The 11,816-nt window shown below is 38.8% G+C and carries 9 protein-coding genes; 4 read left to right on the top strand and 5 right to left on the bottom strand.

The annotated features are described in order from the left end of the window. Nucleotides 1–44: 44 nt before the first annotated feature. Nucleotides 45–944 carry a LysR substrate-binding domain-containing protein gene (locus QT16_RS01210; RefSeq protein WP_010553232.1) on the top strand — a complete coding sequence of 300 codons (900 nt, stop codon included), beginning with the start codon at nucleotides 45–47 and terminating at the stop codon, nucleotides 942–944. Here QT16_RS01210 and QT16_RS01205 read toward each other — a convergent pair. After that, entirely contained in the window at nucleotides 941–2,134 is a 1,194-nt protein-coding gene (locus tag QT16_RS01205; protein ID WP_039484705.1) for a flagellar assembly protein FlgT, read from the bottom strand. The two genes, QT16_RS01210 and QT16_RS01205, sit on opposite strands and share 4 nt — an antisense overlap. A gap of 140 nt (nucleotides 2,135–2,274) precedes the next feature. Between QT16_RS01205 and QT16_RS01200 the strand changes: the two genes are divergently transcribed. From QT16_RS01200 to QT16_RS01190, 3 genes are all read left to right on the top strand, one after another. Beyond that, nucleotides 2,275–2,733: an LPP20 family lipoprotein gene (locus QT16_RS01200; protein WP_008168853.1), complete on the top strand. Its 459-nt coding sequence runs from the start codon at nucleotides 2,275–2,277 to the stop codon at nucleotides 2,731–2,733. Between the two features lie 147 nt (nucleotides 2,734–2,880). Beyond that, a complete protein-coding gene (locus QT16_RS01195) occupies nucleotides 2,881–3,588 on the top strand; it encodes a transglutaminase-like cysteine peptidase (RefSeq protein ID WP_007583156.1) in 708 nt (235 codons plus the stop codon). Further along, nucleotides 3,588–5,543, top strand: a complete 1,956-nt coding sequence (locus tag QT16_RS01190; RefSeq protein ID WP_039484703.1) for a bifunctional diguanylate cyclase/phosphodiesterase — start codon at nucleotides 3,588–3,590, stop codon at nucleotides 5,541–5,543. The genes QT16_RS01195 and QT16_RS01190 overlap by 1 nt, the downstream gene beginning before the upstream one ends. A 22-nt stretch (nucleotides 5,544–5,565) precedes the next feature. On the opposite strand, the gene QT16_RS01185 is transcribed toward QT16_RS01190, so the two are convergent. The 4 genes from QT16_RS01185 to QT16_RS01170 all read right to left on the bottom strand — a co-directional run bounded on the left by QT16_RS01185 (nucleotide 5,566) and on the right by QT16_RS01170 (nucleotide 11,816). Continuing rightward, nucleotides 5,566–6,153 carry a response regulator transcription factor gene (locus QT16_RS01185; RefSeq protein WP_039484701.1) on the bottom strand — a complete coding sequence of 196 codons (588 nt, stop codon included), beginning with the start codon at nucleotides 6,151–6,153 and terminating at the stop codon, nucleotides 5,566–5,568. 22 nt (nucleotides 6,154–6,175) lie between these two features. After that, entirely contained in the window at nucleotides 6,176–7,597 is a 1,422-nt protein-coding gene (locus QT16_RS01180) for an HlyD family type I secretion periplasmic adaptor subunit (RefSeq protein WP_039484698.1), read from the bottom strand. Beyond that, nucleotides 7,594–9,732 carry a type I secretion system permease/ATPase gene (locus QT16_RS01175; protein WP_052201185.1) on the bottom strand — a complete coding sequence of 713 codons (2,139 nt, stop codon included), beginning with the start codon at nucleotides 9,730–9,732 and terminating at the stop codon, nucleotides 7,594–7,596. The genes QT16_RS01180 and QT16_RS01175 overlap by 4 nt, the downstream gene beginning before the upstream one ends. A 107-nt stretch (nucleotides 9,733–9,839) precedes the next feature. Beyond that, nucleotides 9,840–11,816, bottom strand: a complete 1,977-nt coding sequence (locus tag QT16_RS01170; protein ID WP_039484695.1) for a TolC family outer membrane protein — start codon at nucleotides 11,814–11,816, stop codon at nucleotides 9,840–9,842.

The following is an 11,816-nucleotide window of genomic DNA, read 5'->3' as shown; positions in this document are numbered from 1 at the left end:
TTTGTATTAAACTGATAGTTATAAACTATCACGTAGAGCTGAATATGAACTTAAAAGATTTTGAATATGTAAAAGCAATAGCGCAATATAAACATTTTCGCAAAGCTGCCGATGCATGTTTTGTAAGCCAGCCTACATTAAGTGGTCAAGTAAAAAAACTCGAAAATGAGCTTGGCGTTACTTTGTTTGATCGCTCAACCAAGCAAGTTACCTTAACAGCAAAAGGTGAACGTTTGTTGACGCAAATAGAGATTATTTTAGAGCAAACGCAAATACTCAAAGAACTTGCTGCTACTTCTAACGAGCCTCTACAAGGTAAATTAACTATTGGTATTATTCCTACCATTGCCCCTTACTTGTTGCCTGCGTTACTAACATCGATGAAAGCGGCATTTATTGATAGCCAGTTTTCGTTTATTGAGATGCAAACAGCAACAATTTTAGAAGCTTTAAACAAGGGTGAACTCGACTTTGCTATTTTAGCCGATGTGCCAGAGCTTATTAATTACCATACGGTTGCTTTATACAAAGAAGATTTTTTAGTGGCGGTATCACACGATAACGCGCTGTCTAAGCATAAAAAAGTAGCGCTGAGCGATCTTCAAGGATGCAGCCTATTAATGTTAAGTGATGGTCATTGCTTTAAAGATCAAGCCCAAAAGTTTTGTTTTTCTGCGGGGGTCGATGTATCTAACCAGTATAAAGGTAATAGTTTAGAAACATTATTAGCGTTAGTGGCTATGGATGACGGTATTACATTTGTACCAAAGTTGGCATGTACCGACCGTGTAGGGATTGATTACTTGCCTATATTCCCTAATCAGCAGCGTAATGTGGTGTTTGCATGCAGAAAGCATTATCCGCATTTATCTGGTGTAGAACAATTGGGCGAGTGGTTATCGGCTCACCCTAATTTAAAAGCTAAATTGAGTAAAAAACTCTAAAGATCTTGGCTGATTATTTCTACAACATCGTTAATTTGCACGCCAGGTAGTGGCTTGTCATCAATACTGACTGCTACTGCGGTTTGCTGATAAAGCTGCTCTACGCGAATTTTATTAAGCGTGGTGATGGTGTGCGGCATAACATTACCTGCCGCGTCGGTTAAATAGTTATGGTGCGCAATGCTTAGCATTTGGCCTTTTTTTAACCCATGAGCTTTACCCAAGTTAATAACGATTTTGCTATTTTCCATATGCATTATTTTACCTTGAGTAGGTAAACACGCCATGGCTGCTTGAATGTCATAACTTACTGCTTGGTTGATATCGGTTATGCTTTGCCCATAAGGTGATTGCCAAAACCTATCACTATTAACATCAACTATGGTTGTTTTTTCAAATGGCCAAATTGCTTGAGTATGGTAACTATTTTGCCAAAGTTGCTCATAGGTAGTGCCATCAAACAGTGCAAACTCAATGTTGTAACTGCGCTCATACGCCTCGTCTTGCCAAAATGCATAATCGTTATTGAGTTTGTCGCTCGTTGAAAGGCTGGTTATTTGGCTAAGCAGAACATATTGAGCGTTACTGCGCGAAGATATTTCTTCTAATTGAGCGTTTGAATAGTCGTGCTGCTGCGAAAAGTATTTATCAACGCTTATTGCATTATTATAGTAAGCAACAGGCACTGCGCTCATTTTTGATTTTTGTAGAGAGGTAAAAATATTTTTGCTAATCGCTTTGCTTACGTCAAATATTTGACCCATTTTGGCGTGTTCACGATGAACAAGTTGGCTTTGTGTAACGGCCACAAACTTATTAAAACTATTTTGTGGACATTGCTCTGTTTGAGAAAAAATATCGAGTCGTAATGTAACGGCAAATTTATTGTCGTATTTATTTTCGCTGATCAGTTCAATTTTTTGAATTTCGCCGTGGCTGCTAATTTTTAGCTGATCTTGCATTAACACGCCATCTACCAAGGTTTGCACCGAGCTAACCCGTGCGCCAGAGAACACTAACGCTTGTGCAATCGCATCTTTTATAGCGGCAGATTTAGCTGCGCTCGTATCACCATTTTGAACGTTCGCATGGCCTGTTGATTCATACCACTGCGCTTTAGTAAAAGGGGAGAAAGTTAATAATGCCGTTACACTTAATCCTGCAAATGCCAATGATAAAAACGACTTCATACTTTTACTCCAATTAAACGTTAGCTATTAACTAGGTAGAGCAAGGACTGTACCAATGTTATTTGGTAATTATTAGTAATGCTATAAATGGCATTAAACGTGCATATGTACTGCTAATTACTATACAAGGGCTAAATGCTATGCGAGCAATTTCATTACTTATTACACTTGGGTGTTTAACCTTAGGTGGTTGTAGCAGCGTTTTTGATAAGCATGTTGAATATAAATATGTAGAGCCAAATAATTACCCCGTTTTAAAAGCGATAGGGTATGCACCTATTAGCTTGCAAAAAGGCGCTAACGCGTCGCAAAAGCAACTTATGGCAATTAAGGCTTCTAAGCTTGAGGCTTACCGCGAGCTTACTGAGCAAGTATATGGGCAAAAAATTACCGCAGGAACAACGGTAGAAGGTTCAATTGCTCAAGACGATTACCTAGAAAGTAAAGTGCAGGGGCTTATTAAAGGTGCACAAATAATTAAAACTTACGCAGTAGATGACACTTACGTGACCGAGCTTGAGCTTAATATGAAGCGTGTGCACGATTTATACATAGGTGAAGTAAAACCACGCGAAGTTAAAAAAGTAACTTATTACTAAATAGCCCAGTTAATTAAAAAAGTTATTCAAAATATCTCATCCTCTTATATTGAGTGCTATGCTGTTGTTAGGATTAATTTTTAAGCAGATTGCGTAGTGCTCAACAGATGTATTTTATTGCCACTTATATTAACAGTGGCTCTGTAAATGGCGTTTAAGCCAACTTATTTAAATCCTAAATTATTTATATGGTGCAAAGCCAATTTGCGCTACCTATTACTGTTTTTTGTACTCTCTAGTGGTGTGCTTGCAAGCCGACTAACTATTCAATTTAATACCTTTATTGAGCTGATGGGTCAAAAATATGGACCTGCGCGAGCGGCTGTTGCACGTAACTGGCAAAGTATGTTGGTACAAACTCAAAACAAACCAGAGCAACAACAAATTCTTATTGTTAATGATTTTTTTGCGCGTAATTTACGCTATCAAACTGATATTTTGCTTTGGAAACAAAATGATTATTGGGCAACCCCTTTAGAAACGTTAGGCAGAGGCCTAGGTGATTGTGAAGATTACGCAATAGCAAAGTATATAAGCTTGAGAGCCCTAGGGGTGAGTGACGACAAGTTACGCCTTATTTATGTAAAAGCAAAAATTGCGGGCACTAACAAAACGCAAGCACATATGGTGTTAGGTTATTTTGCTACACCAAACGCTCAGCCACTTATTTTAGACAGTTTAATAACAAAGGTTTTACCTGCTGCAAAACGTGTAGATTTAAGCCCTGTTTTTAGCTTTAACAGCCAAGGTTTATGGGCTAATAATTCAACCAAAAGTGTAGCCAGCCCAACAGCAAGACTTTCACGCTGGCGTAAAATTTTGGAGCAGACAACCAAAGAAGGAGTTATGTGGTAATGGCATCATTTTCCTTATCTAAGTATCTTAAAAAACGAAAAATAACACTCAGGCAAGAGCTGTGGATTGCATTATTAATTGTTATTTTTGTAGGCTTTATAAGTAGTGTTTTAATTAGCACTAATTCGGCTAAAAGTTATTTTTCGACCCAGCTGTACTTAAAAAATGTAGATAACGCCAGTTCACTCGCGTTAATGATCAGCCAATTAGACAAAGACCCCGTTGAGCTTGAGTTATTAGTATCGGCCACATTTGATACCGGTCACTATAAGCGAATAGAACTACAAAACCCTAATGGTGAGGTGATTGTTAAACGCACGTTTACCGATGAACTTAAAGCGACGGCTCCGCAGTGGTTTAGAGCAATGTATGGATTAAATGTACAGCCAGGGGTTGGGCAAGTAAATAATGGTTGGCAGCAGTTTGGTACTTTGTTTATAGAAAGCCATAGTCAATATGCTGAGCAAGCCTTATGGGAAAGTGCGCTTAAACTATTTTTTAGTTTTTTAATTGTCGCTTTTTTTGCTTGTATAGTTAGTGCTTACTTTTTAAGTAGGATATTAAAACCACTAGATGATGTTGTGTATCAGGCTAATGCATTTGGTGAAAAACGTTTTATTAAATCGAGCGTTCCGCGCACATTTGAGTTTGCACGTTTAGTGCAGTCTATGAACCAATTATCTACCCGTTTTAGCCGTATTATTAAAGAAGATAATAAACGTTTAGAAGAGCTTAGATTTAAATCGCAACACGATGAGCTAACTGGTTTAGCAAATAGAGAATACTTTGGTGCAACGCTTGAGGCTCACTTACAAAAATCGAAAGATCATGCCCATGGTGCCTTATTTTTATTTAGAGTTGTTAACCTCGATCGCGTAAGTGAGGAAGTGGGACGAGTAGAAATGGTTAACTTTCTACGTCGATTTTCACAGATGTTGGTTAGCTTCTTAGAGAGCAACCAAGAACACTTTTCTGAAAATTACATTGCACGTATTTCTCACAGCGATTTTACCGTTTTATTTAGTGATATTGATGATATTCAAGCAATCAGTGAACGTATTTTATTGATGCATCAATCGTTTGTTGAAGAGTATAAAAACGTTAAGCTAGCGATACCTCACAGCTGTACTTATATTCAAAAAGACGATACGCGATTTGATGTATTAAAGCGTGCGGATGAACTTTTAAAATCATCGGGTAAACGATCTGATGTACAAGCAAAAGTAGCTCAAATCAAGCAAGAAAGTGAGCTGTTTGATAATGCAACTAGTTGGCAAAATGCCATAGAAGAGGCACTCAACAATAATAATTTAGAAATAAATACTTACCCAGTAACGAGCTTTACGGGGCAGGTAATGCAAAATCAATTAGGGTTGAGCCTAAAGCTTGGTGGGCAAGTATACCGTGCTAGTTACTACTACCAGTGGGCTAACCGATTAAAGTTATTAGCGCGTTTAGATTGGGGTTTAATTAAGGCGTTGGTGGCTCATTATAGTATTGAGCCACCAAGTGAACTGATTTCGGTTGAATTATCTGCTCAAACGTTACTTGATGATGCTGCACTTGCTTCGATTCTTACGTACCTTTCGGCGTTTCCTGATTTAGCCTCTAAAATTTGTTTTGATATTCGTGAAAGTATTGCCGTTAGCGAAATTGAGATATTTAAAGATTTTTGTGAGCAGGCTCGATGTATGGGCGCTAAGGTAGCATTAAAACGTGTGGGCCCTGAATTTACTAAAATTAATAAAATTCAGGAATTTGGTCTTGAAATGATTAAGGTTGATAGCGTTTACGGACACAATATTAGTTACAGCCAAGATAACCAAACATTCCTGCGAGGAGTATGTACGTTAGCGCATTCTATTGGCATTAAAGTGGTCGCACAAGGTGTTACCAGTCAAGATGACCTCGATACACTTATTAACTTAGGCTTTGATGGGGTTATTAAAGAGTAAGTAGTAGGCATTAACCGTGCGGTTAATGCCCTTTTACAACTAACATTAATTGGATGCGGTCGCGTACTTTTAGCTTATTAAATATAGAACCCATATGCTCTTTAATCGTACGCTCTGTAATATTTAAAGATTCTGCAGCCTGTTTATTAGTAGCGCCAGTTACAACAATATCAACTACTTGGCGTTCTCGTTTTGTGAGTAACTCAAGCTCGCATGTACTCGCATATTTAAACGGTGTATTTGATAAAGCTCCCACTAAATTAGATAGTAATTGTCCTGGTAACCATATTCCGCCAGAACAAATTGTCTCAAGTACTTGTTCAATAATTACTTTAGTGGCGAGTGCTTCTACGTATCCTCTAGCTCCTGCTTCAAGCGCACTCCTAAGTTGATTTATTTCTAGTTCGTTGGTCATAACAATAACGAGTAAACGTTGTTGCGAATACTTTTTAACGAGCTCAAGCCAGTTCGGTGTACCGGCTAAAACCCAAATAATACTTGATGCCGTTACTCTGTTTGGTTCTTTTGTGCATATTAAACAACCAGGAAACGCTGCACGCCAGTGCTTCGATTCAAATTCAGGCTGTGTAATAAAAATACTTTGGCGCATTATTTCTCCATTTATTAAATGCTTAACGCTCTGTCATTGCTTGCGATGTAGCTCTAAGAACTGGTTTTAAAAGATACTCAAGTACGGTTTTTTTACCGGTAATAATATCCACTTGAGTGGTCATTCCTGGAATAATAGTCAGCTCTTTTGAAAAGTTATTTTTGGTGGTTTTTAGTTGCACCAAATAAAAGGTATTCTCACGGTCATCTGTAATGGTATCGGCGCTAATATGTAAAACCTCTGCTTCAAGGCCTCCATATACGGCAAAGTCGTAGGCACTAAATTTTATCATCGCAGATTGCCCAGGGCGTAAAAATGCAATGTCTTTAGGCGGAATTTTTGCCTCTACTACAAGTTGATCGTCAAGCGGGACAATTTCCATAACATCACTACCGGGCTGTAAAATACCGCCAACAGTATTAACTAATAATCGCTGTACAGTGCCTTTAACAGGAGAACGTATTTCAGTTTGAGTTACTTTATCGGCCAAGCCAGATTCAGTTTCTTTAATTGAATCTAGTCTAAGTAGCGCTTCGGATAGTTCATTGTTCCAACGGTTAATCATAACGAGTTCAACTTCGGTTACTTTATTTTTAGCTTCGTTAATGGCCGAAAGGCTCCTATTTATAACTGCCTTGGTTCTGTTTATCTCGCCGTTTAGATCAACTATTTGGCGCTCTAAACGAATAATATCTATATCTGAAATAGCACCCGTGCGTAACAGTGGGCGAGTAACAGAGAGCTCTCTGTTTGTTAAGCGCAGCGCGCTCGTATGCTGCTGAAGTGCCGCTTTGGCTTCAATGTAATCCTGGTGTCGCTGCTCTAATTGGCGTTTGTGAATACTTACTTGTTGCTCTAATTCTTGGCTGTTGCTCAAATAAAGAGAGCGCTCATGTTGCACAACTCTAGGTGCATTTTTAATAACAGACTCGCTAAATACGAGCTCCTTTTTTTGAGTGAGTGCTCTGAGTCTCGCTACTTTTGCGCTTAACGACTCAACTTTGGATTGGTTTTCTCTAAAGCTAGAAATAAAGCGGGTAGGGTCTATTTTAATGAGTACATCCCCCTCATTTACTATTTGCCCCTCTTTTACATTTATTTTTTCGACCATACCACCATCATAAGATTGAATAAGTTGTAATTTATTGGAGGGAATAACTCGCCCCTCACCACGGGCAACTTCATCTAAATTAGCAAAACCAGACCACACAATAAGGCATATAAACGTTAAACAAATTAAATAGAGCAATAACCTAGCGCTTGCTGGCTCCTGTTGCATTTTTTCCCACTGCGCATCGACTACCCAGTCTTGGCTGTTAGGCGGAGAAATCCATCCTTTAAATAGTTTATTAAATACTGATGGCTTGCCTTGTTTTCTTGCTTCTATTGCTCTGCTAACAGATTCAAAGGAGCGCTGTTCAAGTGGTTTTTTATTGTCACTCATGAGGCTTGCTCCACTGTCTTATTATTTAACGCTGCAATTACTTTTTGTTTTGGTCCATCAGCAACTACTTTTCCGTTATCTAAAACTATAATTCGGTCAACAAGCTCAAGTAATGATGAGCGGTGAGTCACCACGATTAAGGTTTTATCTTTAGAATAACCCTTTAAATTGTTAATAAGTTTACTTTCACTATTATGATCTAGCGATGAGGTTGGCTCATCTAGTAATAATATTGGAGGGTCGTTAATTATGGCTCTTGCCATACCTACAGCTTGGCGCTGGCCACCTGATAATTGACGACCTTGCTCGCCTACTTGTAAATCAAATCCGTCTGGGTGCGAATTAATTAAATCAAATAATTGGCTTCGCTCACAGGCTTCAATAATTTGCTCGTCTTTGGCATGCCAAGCACTCATGGTGAGGTTGTCTTTCAAGGTTCCATAAAACAGAGCAACGGTTTGTGGTAGGTAGCCAATATTATGACGAAGCTCAGCTGGGTCAATTTGATGTATATCATTATTGTCCATCAAAATTGATCCTGAACAGGGGGCGTATAGTCCTAAAATAAGCTTTTCTAATGTACTTTTACCTGAGCCATTACGTCCTAAAATGGCGACTTTTTCACCGGCTTTAATTTTAAAACTAACGCCGTTGAGCGCATTATGAGATTCGTCAGAGTATTTAAAACATACATCTTTAAATTCTATATCACCTTTCAAAATAGGGTGGCTTAACCAATGCTTACCAGATGGACGCTCGACCTCTTTTTCCATAATCTCGTTCAGTGATTGCATTGCTATTGCGGCATGATGATATTGTGCTAAAACAGCGGCCGACTGCCCGATTGGGCCCATAGCACGAGACGATAATAGGTAGGCTGCAATTAACCCGCCTTGAGTTAGCTCACCTTCAATAACGAGGTGCACGCCTATTATCATTATTATTACGCCTACGCATTGCTGTATCCATGATGCTGTATTTGATATAGAGCTAGAAACGAGTCGACTATGTGCGTTTACTTGTGCAATGTAAATGGTCGACTTTTCCCATATAGACTGTGTTTTACACTCTGAGTGAAAGCTCTTTACATCTTCAATATTGGTTAAGCTTTCGACTAATACTGCATTTCGCATTGAGCTTGCTTTCATTGTTTGTTCTGAAAGAGCCTCAAGTTTGCGGTGTGCGGCTATAGCGTAAGCTAATAATATAAGTGCGCCCGCGATAATAGGTAAACTTAGAGGTACGCCAATAATGGCAATAACAATTAAATACAAAACTACGAATGGTAAGTCGACTAATGCGACAAGTGTTATGGAGCTAAAAAAGTTACGTACAGCTTCAAATGATTGAATGTTGCTAGCAAAGGAGCCTGCGGATGATGGGCGGTTTTTTAGTTTCATACCTAATACCCGCTCCATTATTACAGCCGATACTTTGACATCTATCCTACTGGCAGCAAGCTCTACAAAGTAGCCTCTTACTAAGCGCAAAACAAAGTCAGCAGTGAGTGCTATTAAAATGCCAATGGCAAGTACCCATAAGGTTTCTGTTGCGTGGTTGGGCACTACGCGGTCATATACGTTCATTACAAATAAAGGCATAGCAACCGACAAAAAGCCCAAAGCAACAGCCGAAATAATTACGTCTTTATAAAGTGAGCGGCATTCTTTAATTACTCCCCAAAACCATCCGTCTTTCGATAGTTTTTCAAGTACAGGTGTTCGCTCATCAAATGCAAACTCTGGTTGAGCATAAATAACTAAACCTACACTGTTAGCAGCTAACTCATCAATGCTTTGTTCGATAACTGATTCTGTAAGTTCTGGGTAAATTACACTCACCAACTGTTTATCGTAATCAATAGAATTAATAACACAGGCTTGGTTATCTTTTAAAATTAAGATGGCAGGTAGCAGTGCTGTATTAATTTTTTGTAGTGGCTTATTAACTACTTTTGATTTAAAGCCAATGCGCTTTGCTGCGCGCGAAAAACCTGATGGAGTAAGATTTCCATCAGTTAGAGGAAGTCCATTTAATAGTGCTTCTCTTGAAAACTCTTTACCATGATGACGACATAAAACTGCTAGGCAGTCAACGAGGATGCCACCATGATCAAGTACATCGTTTAATTCCATACACCATCCAATGTTATGTAGAACTGCATACGATTGTTACTAGTAAACCTAAACTCGACTTAAATATTTCAAGTCGAGTCTAGGTTATTTACATAACGTTAATTGACTTAGATATCAGTAATTACAGCTTCGATACGTCGATTCGCAGCATTTGCTCTTACTGATATTTCGTTTACACGTGGTTGATCGATGCCATACCCAAACGATTTAACACGTTTAGGTTCTACATCGAATTGCTTAATCAGAATTTCAGCTACGGCAAACGCACGTTTTTCTGATAGTTTACGGTTGTATATACGGTCTCCATCTAAAGAGGCATGACCTTGTATTTCAACCTGTTTAGTTGGGTTCTCTTTTAAAAAATCTGCAAGCCGACTAATTTCTTGAATATATTGAGACCTTACATCGCTTGAATCAGCAGAAAAAGGAATACCAATTTCTATATTTGAGGTTGATGCGCTATAAATTGTGCAACCAGATAAATCTACATTTGTACTCAAAGGTGTGCTTGGGCAAGTGTCTTGCTCATTTGGTACACCGTCACCATCATCATCGGTAAAGCTGCTTGCTGTCGTGTCGGTTTCCAGTGGTATATCTAAGTACCTTGGCATAGCCGTTACACTCATGTATGCATTATCTTGCTTAGCTTTTTTTTGAAGAAATGCCTTGCGGCTAAAGGTGGTTGCTACATCGTAACTCGGACAGATATTTTGTGCGTTATGAACAATAGGGTCGTCAGTTAGCTCTTTTAATGTAGGGTATTTATCTGACATCACGTTAAGTGCTGGCAGTAATTTCCCCATTTCTTTTAGCATAGTTAAAATAGCTGATTGACGGTCATAAAGCGCCACTATGTATGAACGTGTTGATTGAAATGATTCGTTTTCGGCATCAAGTACGTCTAGTAGAGTTCGTTGGCCTATATCGAATTGATCCTTATATGCAATTTTAACTTTAGTTGATGATTCGCGGTGTTGATCAAGCGCCGGTAACTTTTGCTCTAATATAGTAACGTTGTAATAAGCAATTTGCAGGCTCTGGCGAATATCAATACAAGACTGATCGCGTTGATATTTTGCAATGTTTATATCCTGATAGGCTTGTTCTAAATTGGCATTATCAAGACCACCATTATATAAATTATAGCTAATATCGATGCCGACTCGCGCTTCTGTTCTGGTTTCATTTTGACCAAGTTCATCTCTATCTTGGCTACCGTAGCGGGCAGATAAATCTACGTTAGGATGAAACGCTGCTTTTTGTGCTTTTGCGTTCGCTTTTTGTGCTTCAATATTATACAAAGAGGCGTAAAACGAAGGGCTATTTTTGTAAGCGACGTCTAGCGCTTGATTAACTGAAATTGGTATATTTTTTTCATCAAGGTCAGCTTGCTTTATGTCGTTCATAGGAAGCTCTCCTACAACCCTTAAGTAGCGAGCGCTTACATCATGTAAATTTGAGTACTCCGTTAATACGTTAGATTGTGCTAAAGATAAGCGCCCACTAATTTGTTCTAGATCGGCAGCGCGCGCTACACCAGCTCCTACACTTTGTTCTATTTGTTGGTATACAGACTCGTGCTCTTGTAAATTTGCTTCTGCAAGTTGTACTAACTCTTTGAATTTTTGTACGTCAAGCAAGGCTATTGAGGCTTCAAGTGCTGTTTGTTCTGTTTGAGAAATAAGCTCAAAGTACCTAATGAGTTGAATGCGTTTAAAGCGATCAACAGTATTAGAGGTCCTAAAACCGTCGTAAAGCATTTGAGTAACACTTAACTCGGCTGTATTACGGTTATATTCTTCTTCAACACCGTAATTTCTTCTTTCATACCCCGCGCTTGCCGATACATCAACACTTGGTAAATAACCAGAGCGGGCAGCATCGACCCCATAAATCGAAGATTTAAAAGCATGCCATGCTTCTTGTACTTCAGGATTGTTTTCAATTGCCTTACTTGAGACATAGGTAAGTGGCATTGCTGATTGTTCATTCGCATGCACATAGTTTAGTAGAGTTGCGGCTGTAATCGTTAGTCCGATTAACATAGTCCCTTGATGTTTCTTAAAAGTGTTTTTTGTAATCAT

Origin of the sequence: Pseudoalteromonas distincta, assembly GCF_000814675.1 — a bacterium.
Taxonomy (GTDB): Bacteria; Pseudomonadota; Gammaproteobacteria; order Enterobacterales; family Alteromonadaceae; genus Pseudoalteromonas; species Pseudoalteromonas distincta.
The sequence above is the reverse complement of the archived record's forward strand: the minus strand, read 5'-3'. Positions and strand labels throughout refer to the sequence as shown.